A 26,619-nucleotide genomic window follows, 5' to 3' on the forward strand; every position below is an offset into this window, starting at 1 on the left:
TGCTGAGGGATACAGAAAAGACCGGGTGCGCTCAGCGCTCCCAGTCTTCCTTATCGGTTGGCCTCTTGCTCCCAAGCTTGCGCTCGAGTTCGTCGGCTTGGCGGTCGGTCAGTCGCACGTCGAGGCTGACGCTGCCGTCCTCGTGATCCTCGCGACCATGGACCACGGCATTGCCGTAGAGCCAGGAGACGACCGCCTGCTTGTCGGCAGGCACGGTGATCGTCGCCTCCGTCAACACGCCGGAGAGGCGCTGCGAGATGGTTTCGAGCAGGATGTCGACGCCCTCGCCGCTGATGGCGGAAACGGGGAGGACATTTTCGCGGCCGGCCGCTTTCTGCAGCAGGCCGTCGTGATTGTCGGGATCCAGACGGTCGATCTTGTTCCAGACTTCGATGATGCGCTCGGAGCGTTCCTTCTCGTCGATGCCGAGATCGTCGAGAATGCGCAGAACGTCCGCCGATTGGGCACCATTGTCTGGGTCAGACATGTCGCGCACATGCAGGATGAGATCGGCTTCGAGCACTTCTTCCAGCGTCGCGCGGAAAGCGGCGACCAGATGGGTCGGCAAGTCAGAGATGAAGCCGACGGTGTCGGACATGATGACGGTCCGGCCATGCGGCAGCTTCATGCGGCGCAGCGTCGGATCGAGCGTCGCAAACAGCATATCTTCGGCAAGCACGCCCGCACCGGTGATGCGGTTGAACAGCGTTGACTTGCCGGCATTGGTATAGCCGACCAGAGCCACGATCGGATGCGGCACCTTGCGGCGCTTGGCGCGGTGCAGCTGGCGTGTACGCACCACCTGTTCAAGCTCACGCTCGAGCTTGATGATCTTGTCCTGCAATTGCCGACGGTCGGCTTCGATCTGGGTTTCACCCGGACCACCCATGAAGCCGGCACCCCCACGCTGGCGTTCCAGGTGAGTCCAGGAGCGCACGAGGCGGCCCTTCTGGTAATTCAGATGAGCAAGCTCGACCTGCAGCGTGCCTTCCTTGGTGGAGGCGCGGCGACCGAAGATTTCGAGGATGAGGCCGGTCCGGTCGATGACCTTGGCGCCCCATTCCTTTTCGAGATTGCGCTGTTGCACCGGGGTAAGCGGATGATCGACGATGACGAGGCCTGCGTCGAACTCGTCGAGCAAAGCTTTTATCTCGGCGATCTTGCCGGAACCCATCAGAGTTGCCGGACGCGGCTGGTTGACCGCGACGATCAGGCCCTGGACGACAGTGAGATCAATAGCGCGGGCAAGGCCCATCGCCTCTTCGAGGCGCGCATCATTCGAACGGCTCGGCGCCGGCGGCGCGCCTTCAGGCAAAGGCTGAGGCCGCCCCTGTTTGAGGACGGGGACGATGACGACGGCCCGCATGTCATCCCGGGGCTTTTCGTCCTCCGGGATGATCGAATCGTTCTTGGTGTCTCGGCTGGTGATGATCTCAGTCCTGTCCGGCAGCGCTGTCTTCGCTCTCGAACATCTGCATCGGCTGACCCGGCATGATGGTCGAGATGGCGTGCTTGTAGACCAGCTGCGAGTGGCCGTCGCGACGCAACAGAACGCAGAAATTGTCAAACGACGTGACAACACCGGTCAGCTTCACGCCGTTGATCAGGAAGATCGTCAGCGAGATTTTCTGCTTGCGAACGGTATTGAGGAAAAGATCCTGCAGGTTCTGAGAACGTTCCGCCATGGCGCCGCTTCTTTCTTTCTTGCCGGCCTTTTTCGACCGGTGTGATTATTGTTCTTGCTGGCAAGGTGGGGAATAGGTCCCCTCGCCCCTCCACCGAAATGAGGTGGTATCAAATCACCGTCTTTTCCGCAATGTCGAAAAAGGCGGAACGGATGCGCTCGGACATGGCGCCGGGATGACCGTTTCCGATCGGTTGGCCATCGATTTCAACGATCGGGAAACAGATGCTCGTGGCCGCCGTGATAAACACTTCGCGGGCAGCGAGCATCTCGTCGCGGGAGAATTCCCGTTCCGCAACCTCTATCCCCAGCTTGGCCGTCACATCCATCAGTCCGGTGCGCGTGATGCCGCGCAAAATGCCGTGGTCGGCGGGACGCGTGACAAGGATACCGTCCTGATCGACGATCCAAACATTGGTGGCCGCCCCTTCCGTCACCATGCCGCGCGCGTCGATATAGATCGCTTCCTGGGCACCCTGTTCCTTCGCCGCCTGACGCGCCATGGCATTGGGCAGAAGACCGACACTCTTGATGTCGACGCGGTCCCAGCGGTTGTCCGGAAGTGTAATCGCCTTCAGACCCGTCTCGTTCTTCTTCGCAATGATCGAGGGATCGGTGATCTTGGCGGTGATGACGAGGCTGGGCGGCGTATCGGCAGAGGGGAAAACATGGTCGCGTCGGGCAACGCCGCGCGTCACCTGCAGATAGAAGAGGCCGTTCTTCACCCGGTTGCGCCGGGCCACCTCGCGGATCACCTGGGTGAGCGCTGCCCGGCTCATCGGGCATTTCATCTGAAGTTCCGAGAGCGAGCGGTCAAGGCGATCGAGATGGCGGGTCAGGTCGACGATCACGCCGTGACGGATCTCGCAGACCTCGTAGACGCCGTCGGCGAACTGATAGCCGCGATCCTCGATATGCACTGCGGCTTCCGAATGGGGAAGATAACGGCCGTTGACATAGGCAATGCGGGGCATCGGTTCAAACCTTCACAGATGCTGGCTATCAGAAATACTGGATCGACACGCGGAACAGCTGCTCGACATGGCGCACGGCATCGGCCGCTGCAAAAAGCACCACGCGATCCTTGGCCTTGATGCGGGTGTCTCCATTCGGCCGCAAGACCGTCTTGTCCCGGTAAATCGCACCGATGCGCAAGCCCGCAGGCAATTCCAGGTCGCGGAAGAACTTGCCGACCAGCGGCGAGGTTTCCAGCGCCTCGGCTTCAATGACTTCGGCCTTGCCCTTCTGGACGGCATAAACGGCGCGGATACGGCCTTTGCGCACATGCTGCAACACACGCGAAATCGTCACGGCACGTGGATTGATATAGGCATCGATGCCGATCGAGCCGGCGATATCATGAAAGGACGGGCTGTTGATCAACGCCATTCCCGACTTGCAGCCGAGGCGCTTGGCCATGGCGGCACTCAGAATATTGGTCTGATCGTTGTTGGTCAGCGTCACCATCAGATCGGCATCCTGAATGTCGGCCTGATGAAGAATGTTCTGATCGAGGGCCGAACCGTGCAGGACAATCGCATCCGACAGCTGATCGGACACGGTGAGCGCCCTCTCACGATCGCTTTCGATGATCTTGAGGCGAGTCTTCGGCGACATCTGACCGATCGTGCGCGCGACGTAGTGGCCGATATTGCCGCCGCCGGCGATGACGATGCGGGCCGCTTCCTGCTCTTCATGGCCGAAGAGACCAAGGGTGCGGCGGGCATGGTCGCGTTGGCAGATGACGTAAGCGAGATCGCCGACCAGCAGGTGATCCTGCGAGCGGGCGACCATCAGCTTGCCGTTGCGCCAGATCGCGCAGACGGTCGCCATCAGGTCGGGAAAGAGTTCGCTCAGCTGGTTAAGCGGCGTGTCGACAACGGGGCAATCCTCCATGCACTCGATGGCCAGCATGGCGATGTGGTCGTCAGCAAAGCGGACGATGTCGGTGGCGCCGGGAAAGGAGATGCGGCGGAGCACCATCTTGCCGACTTCGATCTCGGGTGAGATCGTCACGTCGATCGGGAGATTTTCCCGACTGAAGAGATCGGAATATTCCGGCAGAAGATAGTTCTGCGAACGAATGCGGGCAATTTTCGTCGGAACGTTGAACAGGGAATGCGCCACCTGGCAGGCGATCATGTTGATCTCGTCATAGAGCGTGACGGCGATCAGCATGTCGGCCTGATCGGCGCCGGCACGCGCCAACACGTCCGGATGGGCGCCGTGGCCGACATAACCACGGACGTCGAGCGTCTCGGTGATATGGGAGACGAGCGACGCCGAGGTGTCGATGACAGCGACGTCATTGTCCTCCTGCGACAGGCGCTCGGCAATCCCGTAGCCGACCTGGCCCGCACCGCATATGATGACCTTCATGGCGTTTTTCCTGCGCTCGCCCGATCCGGGAACCGGACTCGTTTGCCTTGCTTATACGCCAAGGGATTTCAGTTTGCGATGCAGAGCCGAGCGCTCCATTCCGACGAATTCCGCAGTCCGCGAGATGTTGCCGCCGAAGCGATTGATCTGCGCGATCAGATAGTCGCGTTCGAACATTTCACGTGCCTCGCGCAATGGCAGCGTCATGATGTGGGTATCGTTTCGCGCAGAGACCTTGGGCAGCATGTCGGAGAGGTCCTGCGGCAACATCTCCGCCGTGATGGGAGCCTCGGGGCTGTCACTCTGGGCGAGGATCATCAGCCGCTCGATATTGTTGCGCAGCTGGCGAATGTTGCCCGGCCAGTCGTTTGCCTGGAGCACGGCCATCGCGTCCTCGCCGATCTTGCGCTGGCGAATGCCGGCCTGCTCGGACACCTGGCGCATGAACATATCGACCAGAAACGGGATGTCCTCGCGTCGCTCGGCCAGCGCCGGAACCTTGACAGGTACCACGGCCAGACGGTGGAACAGATCTTCGCGGAAACGCCCTTCGGCGATCATGCCCTCAAGATTATAGGCGCTGGAGGAGATGATGCGGACGTCGACCTTCACACGCTTCGATCCGCCGACACGCTCGAACTGCTGTTCGACCAGGACACGGAGGATCTTGTTCTGCGTCTCGCGCGGCATCTCACCGATTTCGTCGAGATACAGGATACCGCGATGGGCTTCCTCAAGGGCGCCGATCCGGCGCGGCTGGCCGGGCGTACCCTCGGTGCCGAACAGAGCCATCTCCATCCGGTCAGGCGTGATCGCGGCCGCGTTCAACGAGACGAAGGGGCCGGCGGACCGGCTGGAACGCTTGTGGATCATGCGGGCCACCAGTTCCTTGCCGGAACCGGAGGGACCAAAGATCATGATACGGCTGTTGGTCGGCGCGATCTTTTCGATGGTCTGGCGGAGTTGCGAGACGGCGACCGAGGTGCCGATCAGTTCCACGGCGTCGCCGGTGCGCCTCTTGAGATCTGAGACTTCGCGCTTCAGCTTGGAATTCTCCAGCGCACGCTCGGCGATCAGGATCAGCCGGTCGGCCTTGAAGGGCTTTTCGATGAAATCGAAGGCGCCACGCTTGATGGCGGAGACGGCCGTTTCCACATTGCCGTGGCCGGAGATCATCACGACCGGCAAATCCGGGTGACGCAGCTTGATCTCGTCCAGCAGGGCCAGGCCGTCGAGACGGCTGCCCTGCATCCAGATGTCGAGGAAGACGAGACGGGGCACACGGTCGGAAATCGCCGCCAGGGCGCTGTCGGCATCATGCGCCGTGCGGGTCTCATGGCCTTCGTCGCTCAGAATGCCCGAGACAATCTCGCGGATGTCCTCTTCGTCGTCGACTACCAGAATATCAGAGGCCATGGACCTTTTCCTTGTCGTTCTCGCTGTCGATGGCGGGCGCTTCGGCGCGGGGGAGGATGATTCGGATCATCGCGCCCCTGCCCCGGTCGAAATCGGCCGGAGCGTCATGCAGCTCAAGCTGTCCGCCATGCTCTTCTATGATTTTCTTGACGATGGCGAGACCGAGACCGGTGCCTTTCTCGCGCATGGTCATATAGGGTTCGAGGATCCGGTGCCGGTTTTCCGTCGGCAGGCCGCGACCATTGTCGATGACGTCGACGGCAAAGCGGTCATGGGCGTGGTCGAAATAGGAACGGACCATAATCTTGCCCTTGCCGATTTCCTCAGCCGGCACAGCCTCGATCGCCTCCACGGCATTCTTGACGATGTTGCTGACCGCCTGAGCCAGCATGCGCGCGTCAAAGCTGCCTTCCAACGGCTCGTCGCCGAAGTCGCGCTGGAACTCGATTTCGCTGCTGCCGATTTCGCGCAGGAAGACTGCGTCCGTCAGCACTTCCCGCAAATCGGTCCGCTGCTTGGTCGGCTTCGGCATCCGGGCAAATGCGGAGAACTCATCGACCATTCGGCCGATATCCTCCACCTGACGAACGATCGTGTCCGTGCACTGGTTGAACACAGGCTTGTCGTCCTCGGCGATCTGTTTGCCGAAACGACGCTTGAGGCGCTCGGCGGAAAGCTGGATCGGGGTCAGCGGGTTCTTGATCTCATGGGCGATGCGGCGCGCGACGTCCGCCCAGGCGGTCGAGCGCTGCGCCACCACGAGGTCGGTGATGTCGTCGAGCGTGATGACATAACTGTCTTCCGAGCCACCGGTCTCTTCGCGGGTCACCTGTACGTTGAGTGTCCGCTCCTTGCCGCCTCGGATCATGTTGATCTGCTCGCGATACTCGCCGCGATGGCGCACGGCCGCCTCATTCAGCACCCGGTCGACCTCCGGGGCAACAAGGGACAGCTTCTCTCCGATCAACTGGTCCGCCGGCAGGGCGAGGAAGAACTCGGCCGAAGGGTTGACGATGGTGACGATGCCATTGTCCTCGACGCCGATCACGGCCGCCGTCACGCCTGAAAGCACGGCCTCGATGAAGCGGCGGCGGTCGTCGACTTCGTCCTTCGCTTCGAGAATTTCGTCGCGCTGCGAACGGATCTGCGAGACCATCTTGTTGAACGTGCGAGACAGGCTGCCGACATCGCCATCGGCGGCACGCACTGGCACCAGAACGTTGAGATTGCCCGAGGCGATGCTATCAGCAGCCCCGATCAACAGACGGATCGGCCTGACGATGCGGTCGGCAACGGCAATGGCTGTCCAGATGGCGGCCAGAAGGACGATCAACGCAAAACCGAGATAGAGGATCGCAAAGGCAATCTGCAGCGTGGTGCGGCCGTCCTCCATGGATTTGTATTCGGCCGTGTTTTCCTCCATCAGCCGCATGGCCTGCATGACCTTCGGGTCGACCGCACGGATGGTGTAAAGGAACGTGCCCGAGATGGAATCGAGCTTGATGATCGCGCCAACGAGGTTGGTCACACCCGGCGGAATGAGCGTCGGCTGGCCGGCGGCCGCGCTTTCCAGCGCATCACGCGGGATCGCGGGCAAGGGCTTTTCCGTATCGATATCAGCCTTGGTGATGGCCGAGCCGTCCTCGCGGACGAGGAAGGCGCCGAGCATGCCGCGCCCTCGCGCCTGGCGGGTCATCAGCTCTACGAAACCGGTGCGATCCAGATAAAACAGTGCACGATTGCGCTCCAGGTCATTGGCCATGGAGATCGCCTGGCCCTGCAGATAGCTGGCGTTCTCCAGCATGTAAGCCTGAGCGACGTTGAGAGATGACGAGACAATCGACTGCGTGCGAATCGAAAACCAGCGGTCGAGGCCGACATTCAGCGTGATCGAAGCAAAGATTGCGACGAGGATCGCCGGCGTAATTGCGATGATCGAGAACAAGGCCACGATGCGCACATGCAAACGGGCCGCCGCCCGTCCGCGGTTGCGCGCCCTGAACAATCGCAAAACCTCGCGGCCGATCAGGAACATCAGGCCGACGATGAACATCGAATTGACCACGGCCGAGGCGACCAATACGCGCGACGTCGGCTCGATCGGCGTCAGGCCCAGGAGGATCGGCAGGGTGAAGCTGGCGCAAAGCAGCGCTCCGCCGGCGAGCAGAAGGCCAGGCAGCGCAAAGGATGCCCTACGGTCCTGCGCCATCGCCGCTTCAACATCCGCGGCGGAGGCTCGCCTCACCCTTGCCATTCAATTCCCCCGGATCCGCCGGAACGGATCTCATCTTCACGACCGGCAACGGGGCCGGATCGGTATTTCCTGCTCTGCGGACAGTTTCCGACAGAGGTCAGCGCCCTGGCGTAAAAAGCAGTTCGCCGCATCACGTGGCTTTTGAGCAACGCAATGTGGCGAAATTGCAACGGAGCTTTGCCTGATGTCAAGCCGAACGGGAACTGCGATAGACGGAGACACCGAGTTCCCGGATCTTCTTGCGCAGCGTGTTGCGATTGAGACCGAGAAGATCTGCAGCCTTGATCTGGTTACCACGCGTGGCCGTCAGGGCCGCGAGAATCAGCGGGTATTCCATCTCCGTCAGAACGCGGTCATAGAGGCCCGATGGCGGAAGCGCTTCACCGAAGGAGGCGAAATAGGTGCGCATGTTTTCTTCAACCGCCTGGGAGATGGTCATCGTGCCGCTTGCCACGCCGACCTTGGCGATCGGGCTGTCGGAAATATCCGCGCGCAGTTCCTGCTCGACCACTTCGCGGGCGATCACGTCTTGGGGATACAGCGCCATCAGGCGGCGCACCACGTTCTCCAATTCGCGGACATTGCCCGGCCAGGCATAGGATTTCATCACTTCCAGCGCTTCCTGGTCGAAACGCTTGGCGTCCAGGCCTTCCTTCTCGCCCTGCTGGATGAAGTGACGGACGAGATCCGGGATATCTTCGGCGCGATCGCGCAGCGGCGGCAGGCGGAGTGGCACGACGTTCAGGCGGTAATAAAGATCTTCGCGAAACAGGCCCTGATTGATCGACTGCTTGAGATCCTTGTTGGTCGCCGCGACGATCCGAACATCGGTGCGGATCGGGGTGCGCCCGCCAACGGTCGTATATTCGCCCTGTTGCAGGACGCGGAGAAGACGGGTCTGGGCATCCATCGGCATATCGCCGATTTCATCGAGAAAGAGCGTTCCACCTTCCGCCTGTTCGAAGCGGCCGGTCGAGCGGTTCTGCGCGCCGGTGAAGGCGCCCTTCTCGTGACCGAACAGTTCCGATTCGATCAGGTCGCGCGGAATGGCGGCCATGTTGATGGCGACGAAGGGACCGTTCCGCCGCTTGCCATAGTCGTGCAGCGCCTTGGCGACCAGTTCCTTGCCTGTCCCCGACTCGCCGGTGATCATCAGCGTCAGGTCCGTCTGCATCAGGCGGGCGAGAACGCGGTAGATTTCCTGCATGGCGGCCGAGCGGCCGACCAGCGGCATGCCGTCCTGCATGTCGTCGTCGAGGCGGGCCGGACGCTTCTTCGGCTCGGAGAGCGCGCGGCCAATGATGGCAATCAGTTCCGTCAGGTCGAAGGGCTTAGGCAGGTAGTCGTAAGCTCCCTTTTCCGAGGCCTTGATGGCGGTCATGAAGGTGTTCTGGGCGCTCATGACGAGGACCGGCAGATCCGGGCGCGCCTTCTTGATGCGCGGCAGAAGGTCGAAGGCGTTTTCATCGGGCATCACAACGTCAGTGACGACGAGATCGCCCTCGCCCGCCGAAATCCAGCGCCACAACGTGGCAGCATTGGAGGTGATCCTGACATCGTAACCTGCGCGGCTCAGCGCCTGGTTCAAGACCGTGCGGATCGCAGCATCGTCGTCTGCAACAAGGATCGTGGCTGTCATCAGTTCGTTCCCGAGGATTTGGCAAGGGGCGCGTCGTCGAGCGCCGTCTCTTTCGACATGGGCATGAGGACCCGGAATGTGGTGCGGCTGGCCTGACTGTCGCATTCGACGATGCCACCATGGCCGCCGATGATCTTGGCGACCAAGGCAAGGCCGAGGCCGGAACCGTTCGTCTTCGTCGTGATGAAGGGATCGAAGAGATGCGGCAGGAGATCGGAGGGCACGCCCGGGCCATTGTCATGGACGCAGAATTCGAGCGGCAGCGAGATCTTCTCCCGCGAACCTGCCACCGACAGACGAATGCCTGGGCGGTATGCCGTGGTCAGCTGGATCTCGCCATCCGAGCGCTCACCGATCGCTTCGGAGGCGTTCTTGACGAGGTTGAGGAAGACCTGCACCAGCTGGTCCCGGTTGGCAAAGACCGGCGGCAGCGAGGGGTCGTAGTTCTCGGTGATGCGGATATTGCGGGCAAAACCCGCCTTGGCGACGGCCTTCACCTGGTCGAGAACCGAGTGGATGTTGATGGACTGGCGATCGACCGGCCGCTCGTCGGAAAAGACCTCCATGCGGTCGACCAGAGAGACGATGCGATCGGTCTCGTCGCAGATCAGGCGGGTCAGAGCCCTGTCTTCGTCGGTCACGGCGGTCTCAAGCAATTGGGCCGCACCCCTGATCCCAGACAAAGGGTTCTTGATTTCATGCGCCAGCATGGAGGCAAGACCGGTGACCGACCGTGCAGCGGCCCGATGGGTGAGCTGGCGGTCGATCTTGTCGGCCATCGAGCGTTCCTGGAACACGACAACCACATTGCCCGGCTGGCCGAGAACCGGCGCAACGTAGAGATCGACCAGCTTTTCCTGGCCGAGTCGCGGCGACGATAGATCGACACGGTATTCGTTGACCGGAGCGCGACGTTCTCGCACCTGCTCGATCAGCGACAGTAGCGGGCTTCCAAAAGGGATGAAGGTGGAGAGGCGGTAACGCGCCAGATGGGCCGCACTCGCGCCGAAGAAGGCTTCCGCCTCCCAATTGGCAAAGGCGATATGGCCGTTCGCATCCACCATCACCACCGGGTTCTGAATGGCGTTCAGCACGGCCATGGCGAGGGCGTTGCTGCTCGCGTTGTCGTTCGCCGTCATGCGGCCTCCTGTCTGGCGCCGGCGCCGCTGTTGCCCGAGAGCGCGCGCTCCAGAGCCTCGACGACGAAGCCCGTGTCCTTCGATGTCATGATTGCCGCCTTGGCATCGCTCGCGAGTTCCGCTGCGTGGCGATCGAGATACCAGCCGAGATGCTTGCGGGCGTGGCGAACGCCGACCTCGGCACCGTAGTGCTCCAGCATCATGCGGTAATGTTCGATAACAAGTCCCGGAATTTCGGCGGCTTGCGGGCCCGAATGTCCAGCGAGCACGCCGGCATGCCATGGCCTTCCCTGACAACCGCGTCCAACCATCACCGCGTCAGCGCCGGATCGGCGCAGGATCTCATGCGCATCATCGATCGTCTCGACATCGCCATTGGCAATCAGGGGGATGCGGATCGCCTCGCGGACCGCCGATATCGCATCCCAGTCGGCGCGCCCCTCGTAAAACTGCATGCGGGTGCGGCCGTGGATCGTGATCAGTTGAACTCCGGCAGCTTCGGCCCGGGCGGCGATGTCTGGCGCGTTGATCGAGGTTTCGTCCCAGCCGAGGCGCATCTTGACCGTGACGGGGATCTTCACAGCCTTCACCGTCGCTTCGATCAGGGACAGGGCATGATCCGGCTCGCGCATCAGAGCGGAGCCGGCATAGCCACCGATCACCTTCTTGGCCGGGCAGCCCATGTTGATGTCGATGACGTCCGCACCATTCGCCTCGGCAATGATCGCCGCTTCCGCAAGCCATCTTGCCTCGCGTCCGGCCAGCTGGACCATATGCGGCGTCAGGCCGGCGCCCTTGAGGCGCGACCAGCTTTCAGCGGCGTTGAAGACGAGTTCGCGGCTTGCCACCATTTCGGTCACCACCAGCCCGGCACCGAAGCGGAAGGCCAGCTGGCGGAACGGCAGATCGGTCACGCCAGACATCGGCGCGAGCACCACACGGTTCCGAACCGGAACCGTGCCAATGCTGAAGGGCGTGTCCAACGCAACGGAAATCAAATGATTATCTTTCAGGCAAAGAACGCATTTGCATTATTTTTAGACAGTCGTCATTGGCTTGCCAAGAGGCAAAGCTCACGCATCGATAAAAAATCGTGCAAATGCTGGAAAAGCCGGTGCCGAGCCGATAGAGCACGGTTGCGAAGACAATGTGTCATGGACCAGGCGGGGCGATGGAGCAAGAGCTGAGCGGAACAATCGGGATTGTCGTGGTGGCCGCAGGCCGCGGCGAACGCGCCGGCACATCCGCAGAAGGACCAAAGCAATACCGGAGGATCGGCGGCAAAGCCGTCATCTGGCACACACTCAAGGCCTTCCTCGACTGGCCCGGAAGCGGCCCCATCGTCGTCGTGGTCCACCCCGATGATCATGAACTGCTGCAGGCGGCGATTGCGGATCTACCGCAGAAACAGAAACTGATTGCAGTCAACGGCGGCTCAACGCGCCAGGCTTCGGTCTTGAATGGTTTGCGCGCCCTGCGCGGCCACCCGATTGACCACGTCATGATCCAGGACGGCGTCAGGCCCTTTGTCGATCGCGGGCTCCTGGAATGGATTGCAGCGGCACTTACCGGCGGCCAATCCGCCGTACTGCCCGCCATTCCGGTCGCCGACACGATCAAACGCGCAGATGCCGCCGGGATCGTCGCAGCCACCGTTTCTCGCAAGGACCTCTTTGCAGCACAGACCCCGCAGAGCTTTCACTACGAAACGATCCTTGCCGCCCACGAGCGAGCCGCAAACGAACTGGAGGCAGACTTCACCGACGACGCCTCCATCGCAGAATGGGCGGGCATTCCGGTTCATCTGATCGAGGGCTCGATCGACAATGTCAAACTGACCGTGCAAAGGGATATCACCATGGCCGACGAGAAACTTAGAGGCGGCACCCTGCCCGACGTTCGCACCGGCAATGGTTACGACGTGCACCAGCTGGAAGCGGGTGATGGCGTCACCCTCTGCGGTATCTTCATTCCGCACGACCAGAAGCTGAAGGGACATTCCGATGCCGATGTCGCATTGCACGCGCTCACCGACGCGCTGCTTGCGACCTGTGGAGCCGGCGATATCGGCGACCATTTCCCACCCTCAGACATGCGGTGGAAGGGCGCGGAATCGCGGATCTTTTTGGAGCATGCCGCCAAGGTCGTCCACGCTGCGGGCGGCACGATCATGAATGCAGACATTTCGCTTATTGCCGAAGCGCCTAAGATCGGGCCGCATCGCCAGGCGATGCGGGAGAAGCTCTCCGAGATCCTCGGCATCTCGCTTGATCGTTGCTCGGTGAAGGCGACGACCAATGAGACGATCGGCTTCGTTGGCAGACGCGAAGGCATTGCTGCGATCGCGACGGCAACGGTGGTCTATCAGGGAGCCGTGTGATGGGCATTTATCCGGCTGACATCGAGCACCAGGCTGCCGCGATTATCGCGGCTTACCGCGATCTTGGCTGGATGCTCGCGACGGCAGAATCCTGCACGGGTGGGCTGATTGCGGGCGCTCTGACCGAGATCGCCGGTTCGTCGGCCGTCGTCGACCGCGGTTTCGTCACCTATACGAACCAGGCCAAGATGGATCTGATCGGTGTTTCAGCGGCAACGCTGGAGGTTTTCGGTGCCGTCTCTAAGGAGACGGCGCTGCAGATGGCGCATGGGGCGCTGATGCGTTCAAGCGCCGAAGTTGCCGTGGCCGTTACCGGCATCGCCGGACCGGGCGGTGGATCGGTGGAGAAGCCGGTTGGGCTCGTTCATCTCGCCTTGAAGACCCGCTCAGGTCTCATCGACCACCGGCAGATGCGCTACGGCGAGATCGGCCGTGATCAGGTCCGGCTGGCAACGGTCGAGACAGCGCTTGAGATGCTGGCGGCCGCCGTTCAGGCCCCGGCGTAGATCTTGTCGGCGCGTGTCTCAAAGGCTTCCGAGAACATGCGGAAGGCGCGGTCGAACATAGAGCCCATGAGCGCACCGAGGATTCGGTTCTTGAATTCGTAATCGATGTAGAAATGCACGGCACAACCGCCCTCGCCGGCCTCTTCGAAGCGCCAACGGTTATCGAGATACTTGAACGGACCTTCGATGTATTTGACATCGATCGTCCGGTCTGCGGGCGTTAGGAGCACCTGCGTGGTGAAGGTCTCGCGGATCGCCTTGTAACCCACCGTCATGTCGGCCAGCAGCAACTCCTTGCCTTCACGCTCGCGGCGCGAACGGATGGTCAGTGCCTCGCAAAGAGGCAGGAATTCCGGATAACGCTCGACGTCTGCGACCAGCGCGTACATACGGTCGGGGGAGTGCTTGACGAGGCGGCGGGTTTCGAACTGAGGCATGATCCGCACTTAATCGCGGATGCCAGCAAGATCAAGCAGCTGCGCCATTTCGCCATGGGATTTCAGGGTTATCACGGGTACGGACGGGCCGTGGCGATCGATTTCCTCGATGATCCCAAGGGAAAATCGGCGTTCGAAGTTCCAGATGTAGGAGAGGAATTCGCGGTCGGGCCATTTTTCGACGCACCCATCGGCCATATCGGGACGGTGCTTTCCGACATAGCGGCTGGCCCTTTTGTACACGCCCAAAAGGCAACGCCAACGGGGCAGCCTCACCCAGATCACCAGATCGGTGCGCGGCAGGCGAATGTCAAAGCTTGATGGGTTGGTGCCGTCGAGAAGCCATTTGTCTGATCTGACGATTTCTGAGAGTATCAGTCTCTGTTCGGCCCTGGGACGTTCAACCCAATTCGGCAGCCAGAAAATTTCGCGATCCATCGAGTGATTGGGAAGATCGAGAGAGGCGGCGAGCTTGCGAGAAAAGGTGGACTTGCCTCCACCGGAGCAGCCGATCACGCAGATCCGGCGGGCTCTGAGCAGATGGGTTGCCGCAGCTTTGCCTGTCGACACATCAAACATCCGTCAGGCCACTCAAGCGGCAGCCACGGGTCTGATCTGATCTATGCCTTTCGCAGTCTTACTTGCCAGCGCAAGGTCGTAGGTGCGCTGAAGATTGAGCCAGAATTCCGGAGTGGTCGAGAAGTATCGGGCCAATCGCAGAGCGATCTCGGCGGTTACGGAAGAACTGCCGTCATCCAACGCTTCCAATGTCGTAATTGGAATGCCGGTTTCCGCTGCAACCCTTGCCGATGACAAGCCGAAGTCCGCGATGAAGTCGTCGAACAAGACGCGACCGGGATGGATGGGCTCTTCAGGCAAATGCAGCATCTCACACCTCAGTGATAGTCACAGACTTCGACGTCGAAAGCATCCCCGTCAACCCAACGGAAACAGATCCGCCACTGATCATTGATGCGGATCGAATACTGGCCTTCCCGGTTGCCCTTCAGCGCTTCCAGTCGATTGCTTGGCGGCACACGCATATCTGCGAGAACGTTAGCCGCATGCAATGCCATCAGCTTTCGTCTTTCACGCTCGACCACGTCTGGCGGGAAACCGCGAACCGCCGACGTTCTGAAAAGTTGTTCCGTCAGTTTGTCCTTGAAATCTCGTATCATGATTTCACCCAAACCGACAGAGCCGAGGCCTAGATGCGCACGACTTGAAGCTTCTCCCGCGCCGCCTTCAGCCGTGCGAAGTCATCGCCGGCATGGTGCGAGGAGCGGGTCAGCGGGCTCGACGAGACCATCAGGAAGCCCTTGGTATAGGCGATATCCTCGTAGGACTTGAACTCTTCCGGCGTGACGAAGCGCTCGACCTTGTGGTGCTTGCGGGTCGGCTGAAGGTACTGGCCGATGGTCAGGAAGTCGACGTCGGCGGTCCGCAGATCGTCCATCAATTGCAGGACTTCGTTCCGCTCTTCGCCAAGGCCGACCATGATGCCTGATTTGGTGAACATGGTCGGGTCGAGTTCTTTCACCCGCTGCAGCAGACGCACGGAGTGGAAATAGCGGGCGCCTGGGCGGACGGTTAGGTAGTTCCCCGGCACGGTTTCCATGTTGTGGTTGAAGACGTCGGGCTTGGCGGCGACGACGCGCTCCAGGGCACCGGGCTTCTTCAGGAAGTCCGGGGTCAGGATCTCGATCGTCGTTTGCGGCGATGCGGCGCGAATGGCCCAGATCACCTTTTCGAAGTGTTCGGCGCCACCATCGGCGAGATCGTCACGGTCGACGGAGGTGATGACGACGTGGGAGAGGCCCATCTGGCGCACGGCCTTGGCAACATTTTCCGGTTCATCCAGGTCGAGCGCGTTTGGCTTGCCGGTCGCGACATTGCAGAAGGCGCAGGCGCGGGTACAGATCTCGCCCATGATCATGAAAGTCGCGTGCTTCTTGTCCCAGCACTCGCCGATGTTCGGGCAGCCGGCTTCTTCGCAGACCGTCACCAGTTTGTGCGACCGAACCAGCTCGCGGGTCTCGTGATACCCCTTGGAGGTCGGCGCCTTGACGCGGATCCATTCCGGCTTGCGCAGCACTTCGGTGTCGGGCTTGTGGGCCTTTTCCGGGTGGCGAACGCGCTTCTCGTCGGCCGGGGCCGGAACGAGATTGGTCCTGTCGAGGATGGTGACCATAATGAAGACCCTTTGTGCCGCAGGAGCGGCCTTTGTGGTTTATCGCCGCACGAGCTTGGCGATGAAGAGAAGAATGCTTGCACCGACAAAGCTGGTGATCAGATAACCGAGCCAATCGCCAGCGACGAAGATGCCGAGACGGCGGAAGATCGCGGCGGCGATCACGGCGCCGATGATGCCGATGATGATGTTCATGAAGACGCCGAAGCGCATGTCCATGAGCTTTCCCGCGAGCCAGCCTGCAAGGCCGCCGAAGAAGATCGTTGCGAGAATTCCGACTTCAAACCCTGCCACGGCGTAATCCTTTTCAAACACTCGGTTGGAACCTGCCGCCTATATAAGCGGCAGACGTCACGGCGACAACTGGCTCAGGCGTTGAGCACGCGACCATAGGCGTCGAGCACGCTTTCCTTCATCATTTCCGACAGCGTCGGATGCGGGAAGATCGTGTGCATCAGTTCTTCTTCCGTGGTCTCCAGGTTCATGGCGACCACGAAGCCCTGGATGAGTTCGGTGACCTCTGCGCCGACCATGTGAGCGCCGATCAGTTCGCCGGTCTTCTTGTCGAAGATCGTCTTGATCAGGCCCTGGTCTTCGCCAAGCGCGATCGCCTTGCCATTGGCATTGAAGTTGTAGCGGCCGACGCGGATTTCCCGGCCCTCAGCCTTCGCCTTGGCTTCGGTCAGACCGACAGAAGCGACCTGCGGATTACAGTAGGTGCAACCGGGGATCTTGGCCTTGTCCATCGGGTGAACATTGGGCAGGCCTGCGATCTTCTCAATGCAGATGACGCCTTCATGCTCGGCCTTGTGGGCGAGCATCGGAGGACCTGCGACGTCGCCGATCGCGTAGAGACCCGGCACATTGGTCTTGCCGTAGCCGTCGATGACGATGCAGCCGCGATCGGTCTTCACGCCGAGCGTTTCGAGGCCGAGGTTCTCGATATTGCCCTGGACGCCAACGGCGGAGATCAGGCGGTCAGCGGTGATCGTCTGCACCTTGCCGTCCTTGGTTTCGACATGGGCGGTGATGGAATTGGTGCCCTTCTCGACCTTGGAGACCTTGGCTTCGGTGATGATCTTCAGGCCGCGCTTTTCCAGCTGCTTGCGGGCGAAGGTGGAGATTTCCACGTCCTCGACCGGCATGATGTTGGCCATCAGTTCGACAACGGTCACATCGACGCCCATGGAGCGATAGAAGGAGGCGAATTCGATGCCGATCGCGCCTGAGCCCATGACCACCATGGACTTCGGCATGAAGTCCGGCTTCATCGCCTCGAAATAGGTCCAGATCAGCTTGCCATCCGGCTCGATGCCGGGGAGCGCACGCGGGCGGGCGCCCGTCGCGACGATGATGTGCTTGGCGGTGTAGGTGCCCTCGCCCAGAACGCCCTTCGGGATTGGGTTCTGCGGCTCGACGACGGGCTTGGTCATCTTGCCAACCACGACTTCGCCGGGCTTCGAGAGCTTGGCTTCGCCCCAGATCACGTCGATCTTGTTCTTCTTCATCAGGAAGCCGACGCCGCCGTTGAGGCGGGCCGAGACGCCGCGCGAACGGGCGACCACGTCCTTGACGTCGGCGGTCATCGTGCCGTTCAGCGTCAGGCCGTAGGATTTGGCGTGGTTGGCATGATCGAGGATCTCGGCCGAGCGCAGCAGCGCCTTGGTCGGGATGCAGCCCCAGTTGAGGCAGATGCCACCCAGATGCTCGCGTTCGACGATCGCGGTCTTCAGGCCAAGCTGGGCCGCGCGAATGGCGGTGACGTAACCGCCGGGGCCGGAGCCGATGATGATGACGTCGTAAGCATTCGACATGGGCGCTTCCACTCCTCGGTTTCCTGCGAACCTCCGCTCAAGCGGAGGTTCGGTTCGGGATTGGAAGCGAGCGCCTCAGACTGCAGGCTTCTCGGCTTCCGGTTCGTGACGAACCAGCATCCCGTAGATTTCATCCTTGAGCTGCATCCGCTTCTTGCGCATTTCCACGACATGGAAATCGTCTGCAGGCTCGACATTCGTTTCGGCGCGGTGGATGGCCCGGTTCACATCATGATAGGTCTCGAACAATCTTGCAAAGTGACCATCCGTTTCCTTCAGATGACGCATCAGCGCGACGTGTTCCGGGAATTCCACTGCCAGTTCGTGCGGTGTGTTCGACATGATCCCATCTCCTCTGTCGGGGTTATGGGTACAGGTTAGACGCAGCGCACAAGACCTCCTTGATTTTGATCAACGCACCCCGACGGAGAGATCAGGACGCGGTCTTTCTTCAAAGCCCCAGCAGCATCCGGACAATGGGCTCAAGGCCACGTCCGATTGCGCGGGTGTTCTCCGCATCGAGATGGATACCGTCGAGCGGCGTGGTTTCAGCAACCGAGCCCGCATCAAAAAATGCACAACCGGCTTCGTCAGCCGCATCCCGATACATGCTGGCCAACATGGCCCCTTCCTCAACCGAGTGATTGAACATGGCACCAAATATTGCGTTCGCGGTTTCCCGGATCGGCGGAGGGGAAACGATCAGCACTTCAGGGGCCTCGAACTCGAAGCCCCAATCGTGCTTCTCCACCAATTTGACCAGGCGTTTCACACCGCTCGTTGCACCGATCGCTGTTCCCTGGATCCCGCGTTTGAGATCATTGGTTCCCAGCATGATGATGACGAGATCGATCGGCTTGTGCGTGGCAAGCAGGGTGGGCAGCAACTTCACCCCGTTGCGCTCGCAATCGCCGAGATGATCATCATAAGCGGTGGTCCGTCCGTTCAGACCTTCGGCGATCACCCGGACACCATGGCCGAGCGCCTTCTGCAAGACGCTCGTCCAGCGGTCCTCATAAGCATGCCGACCCAGATTTACCGGGTCGTATCCCCATGTCAGGCTGTCGCCGTAAGCGAGAACGGTCTTCATCGCACCGCTCCCCCTCGTCAGACGAGCATGCCCATCGGGTTTTCGATGTAGCGCTTGAAGGCGCCGAGCAGTTCGGCTCCGAGCGCACCGTCGACGGCGCGATGGTCGGTCGACAGCGTCACGGTCATGACGTTGGCGATCTTCATCTCGCCGTTCTTTACCACGACGCGCTCCTCGCCCGCACCCACGGCCAGAATGGTCGCATGCGGCGGGTTGACGACGGCGGCGAAGTTCTTGACGCCCATCATGCCCATGTTGGACACGGCCGTGGTGCCGCCCTGGTATTCTTCGGGCTTCAACTTGCGGTCCTTGGCGCGCTTGCCGAGGTCCTTCATCTCGTTGGAGATGGCGGACAGCGTCTTCGTCTCGGCCTTGCGGATGATCGGGGTGATCAGGCCACCGGGGATCGAAACGGCAACGCCGACATCGGCGTGCTTGTGCTTGACCATGTTGCTGTCGGTCCAGGAGACGTTGGCATCCGGGACATCGCGCAGCGCAAGGGCCATGGCCTTGATCACCATGTCGTTGACCGAGAGCTTGTAGGCCGGCGCGCCATCCTTGCGGGGTGCAGCGTCGTTCAGCTGGGCGCGCAGGGCCAGCAGCGCGTCCAGTTCGCAATCCACCGAGACATAGAAATGCGGGATGGTCTGCTTCGATTCCTGCAGGCGCTTGGCAATCGTCTTGCGCATGCCGTCATGCGGCACGAGGTCGTAGGAACCGGCTTCGAACAGCTTGAGCACGGCTTCTTCCGAAGCGCCCTTGGCGAGTGCCGGGGCCGGTGCGGCAGATGCAGCAGAGGGTGCTGCGGCTGTCGCCGGCTTCGCCCCACCGGTGCTGACGGCCTTTTCGACGTCGCTCTTCACGACGCGGCCCTTCGGACCGGAGCCGGAGACGGCGTTGAGATCGAGGCCAGCCTCCTTGGCGAGACGACGCGCCAGCGGTGACGCGAAGACGCGATCGCCGGAGGAAGCCGTTGCAGGAGCAGCCGCAGGTGCCGGCGCAGCAGGGGCTGCAGCCGGAGCCGGAGCAGCTTCTACTGCCTTCGGTGCCGGTGCGGCTTCCGCCTTCGGGGCAGCCGGCGCGGAACCGCCGCCAGCAGCGGCGGCGGCCACGTCTTCGCCATCGGCGGCGAGGATGGCGATCAGGGCATTGACCTTGACGGCTTCGGTGCCGGCCGGAACGACGATCTTCGCCACCGTGCCTTCATCGACGGCTTCCACTTCCATGGTCGCCTTGTCGGTTTCGATCTCGGCGATGACATCGCCTGATTTGACCTTGTCGCCTTCCTTGACCAGCCACTTGGCCAGATTGCCCTCTTCCATCGTCGGAGAGAGCGCCGGCATGGTGATGTTGATCGGCATGGACCTACCCTCCCCTTACTTGTAGCAGACGGTCTTCACCGCCAGGACCACTTCGCCGACATTCGGCAGAGCGAGCTTTTCGAGGTTCGCCGCGTAAGGCATCGGAACGTCCTTGCCGGCGATCGTCAGGATCGGCGCATCGAGATAGTCGAAGGCCTGCTGCATGACGCGGGTGGCGATTTCCGTGCCGACGGACGACTGCGGATAGCCTTCCTCGACTGTGACGAGACGACCGGTCTTCTTGACGGATTCGATGACCGTCGGAAGGTCCATCGGACGGATCGTGCGCAGGTCGATCAGTTCGACGTCGATACCTTCCTTCTCCAGCTCGGCGACAGCCTTGACCGAATAGGTCATGCCGATGCCCCAGGAAACGATGGTGGCGTCCTTGCCGGTCTTATGGATGCGCGCCTTGCCGATCGGCAGGACGAAATCGTCGAGCTTCGGAACCTCGAAGGACTGGCCGTAGAGGATCTCGTTTTCGAGGAAGATGATCGGGTTCGGGTCGCGGATCGCGGCCTTCAGCAGGCCCTTGGCGTCCGCTGCCGTATAAGGCATGACGACCTTGAGACCCGGGATCTGGCTGTACCAGGCCGCATAGTCCTGGCTGTGCTGGGCAGCGACGCGGGCAGCAGCCCCATTCGGGCCACGGAAGACGATCGGCGCGCCCATCTGGCCGCCGGACATGTAGAGCGTCTTGGCAGCCGAGTTGATGATCTGGTCGATCGCCTGCATGGCGAAGTTGAAGGTCATGAACTCGATGATCGGACGAAGACCCGCCATGGCCGCACCGACGCCGACGCCGGCAAAGCCGTGTTCGGTGATCGGCGTGTCGACGACGCGCTTTGCGCCGAATTCAGCCAGCAAGCCCTGGGTGATCTTGTAGGCACCCTGATATTCCGCGACTTCCTCACCCATGATGAAGACATCAGGATTGGCGCGCATTTCTTCGGCCATGGCTTCGCGCAGCGCTTCACGCACCGTCATCGTTACCATTTCGGTGCCAGCCGGAATATCCGGATCGGCGGCAACATCGACCTTCGGCGCTGCCGGGACGGTGTTGTCGGCCTTGGAGGACGGCTCTTCTGAGGCTTCGCGCGCCTTGCCACCGGCGGCATCGGCGGCCGCGGCCGGCGTATCGGCGTCCTTCTTCGGAGCCACGGCGGCATCGGCGCTTTCGCCGTCCTGCAGGAGGACTGCAATCGCCGTGTTGACCTTGACGTTTTCCGTGCCGGCGGCGATCAGGATCTTGCCGAGCACGCCTTCGTCGACGGCCTCGACTTCCATCGTGGCCTTGTCGGTTTCGATTTCGGCGATCACGTCGCCGGACTTGATGGTGTCACCTTCCTGCTTGACCCACTTGGAGAGCGTACCCTCTTCCATGGTCGGAGACAGGGCGGGCATGAGGATTTCGATCGGCATGGGTTCCCTCCCCGATTACAGCAGGATGTCGGTGTAGAGCTCGGATGCATCCGGCTCCGGATCGGCCTGGGCGAAATCGGCCGAGTCGGCCACGATGTCGCGCACGTCCTTGTCGATCGCCTTCAGCTCGTCTTCGGTCGCCCAGCCCTTTTCGAGCAGACGGGCACGGACCTGTTCGATCGGGTCATGCTCGGAGCGCATCTTCTGCACTTCGTCCTTCGAGCGATACTTGGCCGGGTCGGACATGGAGTGACCGCGATAGCGATAGGTCTGCATCTCGAGGATGACGGGGCCCTTGCCGGCACGGCAATGCTCGACCGCCTGATCGGCTGCCGCCTTGACCGCACGCACATCCATGCCATCGACCTGAATGCCGGGAATGTTGAAGGACACGCCGCGCTGGGAGAAGTCGGTCTGGGCCGACGCGCGCGAGACGGAGGTCCCCATGGCGTAGCGGTTGTTTTCGATGATGTAGATCACCGGCAGGTTCCACAGGCGAGCCATGTTGAAGCTCTCGTAGACCTGACCCTGGTTGGCAGCACCGTCGCCGAAATAGGCGAGCGAGACATTGTCATTACCGCGATATTTGTTGGCGAAGGCGAGACCCGTGCCGAGCGACACCTGGGCACCGACGATGCCGTGACCGCCGTAGAAGTTCTTCTCCTTGGAGAACATGTGCATGGAGCCGCCCTTGCCCTTGGACAAGCCGCCCCGGCGTCCAGTGAGCTCGGCCATGACACCGCGGGCACTCATGCCGCAGGCCAGCATGTGGCCGTGGTCACGATAGCCGGTGATGACCTGATCACCCTCCTTCAGCGCCATCTGCATGCCGACGACGACCGCTTCCTGGCCGATGTAAAGATGACAGAAACCACCGATGAAGCCCATGCCATAGAGCTGGCCGGCCTTTTCCTCGAAACGACGGATCAGCAGCATTTCGCGATAGGACGCGAGCTCCTGCGCCTTGTCGAACTCGGCAACGATACCGGTGGTCAATTCTTTTTTGGCAGGCTTGGCCGAAGGCTTCCGACCGGTCGCAGTCGCGGATTTGCGCGGCGCCATTCATCCCTCCCGTGGGTTATGGTTGGTCTATTGTTGAACGTAGAATAGGGAAGAAAACAGGCATCCGCAATGCCAGAAATGCATAGGTCATATTCAGACCAAGCACCTGATACCACATTATAATTTCTGATTAACCGGATCTCGGTTTATCAGAAATAGGTGTTGAATATCACGATTTCATCAGGGCGCGACATGTTGAGCTGGTAGCGCGCCTTTTCATCGATGATGTCTTCGTCAAGCGAACCATCACTCAGCAGGCTGACTTCCTTTTCCAACTGCATGCGCTGCTTCACCAGCTTGTCGAGCTCGGCGCTTCTCGCCGCCTGCAGACGGTCGAATTGCTGACCGGCCTTCAGGCCATAGTCACCATGGATGGAATGGTAGCCGAAATAGGAGAGGAACGCGATGGTGATGGCAGGAAGGGCAAAACGGCCGTATTTCTTTTTCTTGTGATGTCTGGTCCACATGCCGACAACTGCCTTACAACGCATGACTTTCCGTCAAACTAGCGGGGATGTCTTAACCGATCGTTGACCGCAATTGGCAGGAAACAAAAAGCCCGCGCCGGAGAACCGACGCGGGCGTAAAATTCAGCGCTTTTCCGTGTTCAGCCGCGCAGGATCGAAGTCCCGGCATAGACCGCCTGCGGACCGAGTTCTTCCTCGATGCGGATGAGCTGGTTGTACTTGGCGGTGCGGTCGGAACGGGCGAGCGAGCCGGTCTTGATCTGACCGCAGTTGGTGGCAACCGCGAGATCGGCAATCGTCGAATCCTCCGTTTCGCCCGAACGATGCGACATCACGGCCGTGTAGGCAGCGCGATGTGCGGTCGAAACGGCGTCGAGGGTTTCCGACAGCGAGCCGATCTGGTTGACCTTGACGAGGATGGAGTTGGCAACGCCCATCTTGATACCGTCGCGCAGGCGGGCCGAGTTGGTGACGAAAAGGTCGTCGCCGACGAGCTGAACCTTCTTGCCGATCTTGTCGGTCAGGGTCTTCCAGCCGTCCCAATCGTCTTCCGCCATGCCGTCTTCGATCGAGAAGATCGGGTACTTGGCAGCGAGTTCTGCGAGGTATTCGGCCATGGCTTCCGGCTCGAGCGTGCGGCCTTCGCCTTCGAGCACGTATTTGCCGTCCTTGAAGAATTCGGTCGAGGCGCAGTCGAGCGCGATATGCAGGTCTTCGCCCGGACGGTAGCCGGCCTTTTCGATCGACTTCATGATGAAGTCGAGGGCGGCCGGAGCCGATGCGAGACCCGGCGCGAAGCCGCCTTCGTCACCGACATTGGTGTTGTGGCCGTCGGCGGCAAGCTGCTTCTTCAGGGTGTGGAAGACTTCCGAACCCATGCGAACGGCGTCGCGGATGGTGTCGGCGCCAACCGGCACGATCATGAACTCCTGGAAGTCGATCGGATTGTCGGCATGGGCGCCGCCATTGATGATGTTCATCATCGGAACCGGCAGGACATGGGCGTTCGGGCCGCCGACGTAACGGTAGAGTGGCAGTCCGGCCGACTGGGCCGCAGCCTTGGCGACAGCGAGCGAGACGCCGAGGATGGCGTTGGCGCCAAGGCGTGCCTTGTTCGGCGTGCCGTCGAGCGCAATCATCAGATTGTCGATCTGGATCTGGTTTTCAGCCTCATGGCCGCCGATCGCATCATAAATCTCGCCGTTGACGGCTTCGACAGCCTTTTCAACACCCTTGCCGAGGTAACGCGAGCCACCGTCGCGCAGTTCGACGGCTTCATGCGCGCCGGTCGAGGCGCCTGAGGGAACTGCGGCGCGGCCGAAGCTGCCGTCTTCGAGATAGACGTCGACCTCGACGGTCGGGTTGCCGCGGCTGTCGAGGATCTCGCGGCCGATGATGTCGGTAATGGCGGTCATGTTCGCTCCCTGGTGACGGAAATTGGACAAGGCTCGGCGGCCGATCATGAGGCATGAAGCCTGCGGACCCGCCTGTGAGTCATCCTCTCTTATCCGATGATCCGGAAAATACAATGACGGATCGGAGCGACAAAGACTGAAATCTAATCGATTTAAAGAACCAGCGCCGGCGCCAAGTCGGCTTCAACCGATTGAAGCGCCGGCAAAGGGGATTCATACAGCCTTGGCGATGTCGTCAAACGCGATCAGTTTTTCGAGCAGACGGCGCATATTGTCGATCTGGACCATGTTCGGACCATCCGACGGCGCATTGTCCGGGTCCTGATGTGTCTCGACGAAGAGACCACCGACGCCGACGGCGACTGCCGCGCGCGCCAGCGTTTCAACAAATTCGCGCTGACCACCGGAGGAGCCGCCCTGCCCGCCCGGCTGTTGTACGGAATGGGTCGCATCAAAAACCACCGGGGCACCCATGGCCGCCATGATGGGTAGCGAACGCATGTCTGAGACCAGCGTATTGTAACCGAAAGACGCGCCGCGCTCGCAGAGCAGGACATTGGGATTGCCGCTGGCATTGAGCTTGTTCAAGACGTTTTTCATATCCCAGGGCGCGAGGAACTGGCCCTTCTTCACATTGATCACACGGCCGGTCTTGGCGGCGGCGACCAGAAGATCGGTCTGGCGGCAGAGAAAGGCCGGAATCTGCAGGACATCGACTGTCGGGGCGACTGCAGCGCACTGTTCTTCCGTGTGGATGTCGGTCAGGACCGGAATGCCATATTCCTTCTTGATGTCGGCAAACACCTCCATCGCCTTTTCCAGGCCGATGCCGCGCTCAGCAGACAGCGAGGTGCGGTTGGCCTTGTCGAAGGACGACTTGTAGACGAGGCCGAGGCCGAGTTCGCGGCAGAGCTCGACCAGCCGACCGGCGATCATGAAAGCATGGTCGCGGCTTTCCATCTGGCATGGGCCGGCAATCAGGGCAAAGCGGCCCTTCTGCGAGAACACGGCCTTGCCTTCGCCTTCACCGACGACGACTTCGGAATTGGTCACAGTGCTCATTTCAACTCCTCGAAGGCGAAGGCGACGCCCTGGCCCTTTTCCGGCGCGACCACTAGGCGCGCACCCGTTTTGTGATAGCGGACGCCATTAGCAGCGAGGCAGGCTTCTGTCACGCCGAGATCACGGCTCTTGACCACGACCACGGCTGCCAGAAGGCCACGCTCAGAGCGCGAATTCGGAAGTCCGTAATTCGCCGCCAGCCCCTCAGGCGTCAGCGCATCCACGATGGCGTTGGCCGTTGCCATCGACAGGCCGAAGGAATGGGCCGTCACGGCACGCTGGCCCAGCACCGTTTCCAGGAGATATTGGAAGTCGCTCGGATTGTCCTCGCACAGCACGATCCGGGCAAGTCCCACGGCGCCGTTCGCATGGACCAGAAGCGCTCCACGATCGGCCGGCAAGGGGTTCACACGCTGGCACGAAAAGGCAAAGAAATCAGGTGATCGCAGATCGGCAGCAAAGGCGAGCCGGAAAGATCCTTCCACAGTGCGCCCATCGGGAAAGCGGAACTCGCGGGAAAAGCGCAAGAGATCGCCGCCGCTCATTCCTTCGGCGACAAAGCGGGCATGGTCCGCCTCCGCATCGTCGGACTTGACGACAATGGCCGAGAGACCGTCCCCCCGCCGGAAGCGGAACGCCTGATCGCGTGCGACAAAGACATTGCCGATCCTGGCCGCTTCAAGACAGTCTTCGCGGCTGCCGATGGCGAGGGGTTCGAGATAGGTGTCATCGCCGAAAAACACGCAGGCGTTTTCCGTGCCGAAAGGATGGCGGGCGTCTGCGGCGACGGTAAAGCCAAGCTGCGTGAAACGATGCCGGGCGGTATCGAGGTCAATCACCGGCAGGACGAGGTGGTCGACGGCGCGGGGCGCTGGATTTGTTTCAGTCATGACAGAGACCT

General features: G+C 61.2%; 27 protein-coding genes. 2 read left to right on the forward strand and 25 right to left on the reverse strand.

Annotated elements, in window-relative coordinates:
• Nucleotides 1–31: 31 nt before the first annotated feature.
• The 9 genes from hflX to dusB form a co-directional block, all read right to left on the reverse strand.
• Entirely contained in the window at nucleotides 32–1,366 is a 1,335-nt protein-coding gene (gene hflX, locus DFO46_RS07770; RefSeq protein ID WP_120276912.1) for a GTPase HflX, read from the reverse strand.
• 67 nt (nucleotides 1,367–1,433) lie between these two features.
• The gene (gene hfq, locus DFO46_RS07775) at nucleotides 1,434–1,685 is read right to left on the reverse strand and encodes an RNA chaperone Hfq (protein WP_110790411.1); all 252 of its coding nucleotides are present in this window, start codon (nucleotides 1,683–1,685) and stop codon (nucleotides 1,434–1,436) included.
• A 109-nt stretch (nucleotides 1,686–1,794) separates the two neighbouring features.
• Nucleotides 1,795–2,658 carry a D-amino-acid transaminase gene (locus DFO46_RS07780; protein ID WP_120276913.1) on the reverse strand — a complete coding sequence of 288 codons (864 nt, stop codon included), beginning with the start codon at nucleotides 2,656–2,658 and terminating at the stop codon, nucleotides 1,795–1,797.
• A 28-nt stretch (nucleotides 2,659–2,686) separates the two neighbouring features.
• Nucleotides 2,687–4,063 carry a Trk system potassium transporter TrkA gene (trkA, locus tag DFO46_RS07785; RefSeq protein ID WP_110790409.1) on the reverse strand — a complete coding sequence of 459 codons (1,377 nt, stop codon included), beginning with the start codon at nucleotides 4,061–4,063 and terminating at the stop codon, nucleotides 2,687–2,689.
• Nucleotides 4,064–4,114: 51 nt separating this feature from the next.
• Nucleotides 4,115–5,479 carry a sigma-54 dependent transcriptional regulator gene (locus tag DFO46_RS07790; protein ID WP_110790408.1) on the reverse strand — a complete coding sequence of 455 codons (1,365 nt, stop codon included), beginning with the start codon at nucleotides 5,477–5,479 and terminating at the stop codon, nucleotides 4,115–4,117.
• Entirely contained in the window at nucleotides 5,469–7,733 is a 2,265-nt protein-coding gene (locus DFO46_RS07795) for a PAS domain-containing sensor histidine kinase (RefSeq protein WP_120276914.1), read from the reverse strand. The genes DFO46_RS07790 and DFO46_RS07795 overlap by 11 nt, the downstream gene beginning before the upstream one ends.
• A 187-nt stretch (nucleotides 7,734–7,920) precedes the next feature.
• Complete coding sequence (gene ntrC, locus DFO46_RS07800) at nucleotides 7,921–9,372, reverse strand: nitrogen regulation protein NR(I) (RefSeq protein ID WP_110790406.1); 1,452 nt, start codon at nucleotides 9,370–9,372, stop codon at nucleotides 7,921–7,923.
• Nucleotides 9,372–10,511: a nitrogen regulation protein NR(II) gene (locus tag DFO46_RS07805; RefSeq protein ID WP_120276915.1), complete on the reverse strand. Its 1,140-nt coding sequence runs from the start codon at nucleotides 10,509–10,511 to the stop codon at nucleotides 9,372–9,374. Before DFO46_RS07805 ends, ntrC begins: the two co-directional genes overlap by 1 nt.
• The gene (gene dusB, locus DFO46_RS07810) at nucleotides 10,508–11,509 is read right to left on the reverse strand and encodes a tRNA dihydrouridine synthase DusB (RefSeq protein ID WP_120276916.1); all 1,002 of its coding nucleotides are present in this window, start codon (nucleotides 11,507–11,509) and stop codon (nucleotides 10,508–10,510) included. The genes DFO46_RS07805 and dusB overlap by 4 nt, the downstream gene beginning before the upstream one ends.
• A gap of 173 nt (nucleotides 11,510–11,682) precedes the next feature.
• On the opposite strand from dusB, the gene DFO46_RS07815 reads away from it, so the two are divergent.
• Together DFO46_RS07815 and DFO46_RS07820 are read left to right on the forward strand one after the other, a co-directional pair.
• The gene (locus DFO46_RS07815; protein ID WP_120276917.1) at nucleotides 11,683–12,891 is read left to right on the forward strand and encodes a bifunctional 2-C-methyl-D-erythritol 4-phosphate cytidylyltransferase/2-C-methyl-D-erythritol 2,4-cyclodiphosphate synthase; all 1,209 of its coding nucleotides are present in this window, start codon (nucleotides 11,683–11,685) and stop codon (nucleotides 12,889–12,891) included.
• Nucleotides 12,891–13,397: a CinA family protein gene (locus tag DFO46_RS07820; protein ID WP_120276918.1), complete on the forward strand. Its 507-nt coding sequence runs from the start codon at nucleotides 12,891–12,893 to the stop codon at nucleotides 13,395–13,397. The genes DFO46_RS07815 and DFO46_RS07820 overlap by 1 nt, the downstream gene beginning before the upstream one ends.
• Here DFO46_RS07820 and DFO46_RS07825 read toward each other — a convergent pair.
• The 16 genes from DFO46_RS07825 to DFO46_RS07900 all read right to left on the reverse strand — a co-directional run bounded on the left by DFO46_RS07825 (nucleotide 13,382) and on the right by DFO46_RS07900 (nucleotide 26,608).
• On the reverse strand, nucleotides 13,382–13,834 hold the full coding sequence (locus DFO46_RS07825; protein WP_110790971.1) for a type II toxin-antitoxin system RatA family toxin: 453 nt from the start codon (nucleotides 13,832–13,834) through the stop codon (nucleotides 13,382–13,384). The genes DFO46_RS07820 and DFO46_RS07825 overlap by 16 nt on opposite strands.
• A gap of 9 nt (nucleotides 13,835–13,843) precedes the next feature.
• The gene (locus DFO46_RS07830; protein WP_120276919.1) at nucleotides 13,844–14,413 is read right to left on the reverse strand and encodes an AAA family ATPase; all 570 of its coding nucleotides are present in this window, start codon (nucleotides 14,411–14,413) and stop codon (nucleotides 13,844–13,846) included.
• Nucleotides 14,414–14,425: 12 nt separating this feature from the next.
• Nucleotides 14,426–14,722: a HigA family addiction module antitoxin gene (locus DFO46_RS07835; protein ID WP_120276920.1), complete on the reverse strand. Its 297-nt coding sequence runs from the start codon at nucleotides 14,720–14,722 to the stop codon at nucleotides 14,426–14,428.
• Between the two features lie 8 nt (nucleotides 14,723–14,730).
• Nucleotides 14,731–15,012 (reverse strand): type II toxin-antitoxin system RelE/ParE family toxin, encoded by a 282-nt coding sequence (locus tag DFO46_RS07840; protein ID WP_120276921.1) that lies wholly within the window; start codon nucleotides 15,010–15,012, stop codon nucleotides 14,731–14,733.
• Between the two features lie 29 nt (nucleotides 15,013–15,041).
• Entirely contained in the window at nucleotides 15,042–16,025 is a 984-nt protein-coding gene (gene lipA / locus DFO46_RS07845) for a lipoyl synthase (protein WP_120276922.1), read from the reverse strand.
• A gap of 39 nt (nucleotides 16,026–16,064) precedes the next feature.
• Nucleotides 16,065–16,319: a GlsB/YeaQ/YmgE family stress response membrane protein gene (locus DFO46_RS07850; protein ID WP_120278179.1), complete on the reverse strand. Its 255-nt coding sequence runs from the start codon at nucleotides 16,317–16,319 to the stop codon at nucleotides 16,065–16,067.
• A gap of 74 nt (nucleotides 16,320–16,393) precedes the next feature.
• A complete protein-coding gene (gene lpdA, locus DFO46_RS07855; RefSeq protein WP_120276923.1) occupies nucleotides 16,394–17,839 on the reverse strand; it encodes a dihydrolipoyl dehydrogenase in 1,446 nt (481 codons plus the stop codon).
• A gap of 75 nt (nucleotides 17,840–17,914) precedes the next feature.
• Nucleotides 17,915–18,181, reverse strand: a complete 267-nt coding sequence (locus tag DFO46_RS07860) for a YdcH family protein (RefSeq protein ID WP_120276924.1) — start codon at nucleotides 18,179–18,181, stop codon at nucleotides 17,915–17,917.
• Between the two features lie 109 nt (nucleotides 18,182–18,290).
• A complete protein-coding gene (locus tag DFO46_RS07865) occupies nucleotides 18,291–18,929 on the reverse strand; it encodes an SGNH/GDSL hydrolase family protein (RefSeq protein ID WP_120276925.1) in 639 nt (212 codons plus the stop codon).
• A 17-nt stretch (nucleotides 18,930–18,946) separates the two neighbouring features.
• Nucleotides 18,947–20,290: a pyruvate dehydrogenase complex dihydrolipoamide acetyltransferase gene (locus DFO46_RS07870; protein ID WP_120276926.1), complete on the reverse strand. Its 1,344-nt coding sequence runs from the start codon at nucleotides 20,288–20,290 to the stop codon at nucleotides 18,947–18,949.
• A 15-nt stretch (nucleotides 20,291–20,305) separates the two neighbouring features.
• Complete coding sequence (locus DFO46_RS07875) at nucleotides 20,306–21,712, reverse strand: pyruvate dehydrogenase complex E1 component subunit beta (RefSeq protein ID WP_120276927.1); 1,407 nt, start codon at nucleotides 21,710–21,712, stop codon at nucleotides 20,306–20,308.
• A gap of 15 nt (nucleotides 21,713–21,727) precedes the next feature.
• Nucleotides 21,728–22,774, reverse strand: coding sequence for a pyruvate dehydrogenase (acetyl-transferring) E1 component subunit alpha (pdhA, locus tag DFO46_RS07880; protein WP_110792966.1), 1,047 nt, complete (start codon nucleotides 22,772–22,774; stop codon nucleotides 21,728–21,730).
• Nucleotides 22,775–22,923: 149 nt separating this feature from the next.
• Nucleotides 22,924–23,241 (reverse strand): septum formation initiator family protein, encoded by a 318-nt coding sequence (locus DFO46_RS07885; RefSeq protein ID WP_110792967.1) that lies wholly within the window; start codon nucleotides 23,239–23,241, stop codon nucleotides 22,924–22,926.
• A 140-nt stretch (nucleotides 23,242–23,381) separates the two neighbouring features.
• The gene (gene eno, locus DFO46_RS07890; protein ID WP_120278180.1) at nucleotides 23,382–24,656 is read right to left on the reverse strand and encodes a phosphopyruvate hydratase; all 1,275 of its coding nucleotides are present in this window, start codon (nucleotides 24,654–24,656) and stop codon (nucleotides 23,382–23,384) included.
• A 213-nt stretch (nucleotides 24,657–24,869) separates the two neighbouring features.
• Nucleotides 24,870–25,718, reverse strand: coding sequence for a 3-deoxy-8-phosphooctulonate synthase (kdsA, locus tag DFO46_RS07895; RefSeq protein ID WP_120276928.1), 849 nt, complete (start codon nucleotides 25,716–25,718; stop codon nucleotides 24,870–24,872).
• Nucleotides 25,715–26,608, reverse strand: coding sequence for a VOC family protein (locus DFO46_RS07900; RefSeq protein WP_120276929.1), 894 nt, complete (start codon nucleotides 26,606–26,608; stop codon nucleotides 25,715–25,717). Before DFO46_RS07900 ends, kdsA begins: the two co-directional genes overlap by 4 nt.
• Nucleotides 26,609–26,619 lie beyond the last annotated feature (11 nt).

Origin of the sequence: Rhizobium sp. AG855, assembly GCF_003610655.1 — a bacterium.
Lineage (GTDB): Bacteria > Pseudomonadota > Alphaproteobacteria > Rhizobiales > Rhizobiaceae > Allorhizobium > Allorhizobium wuzhouense.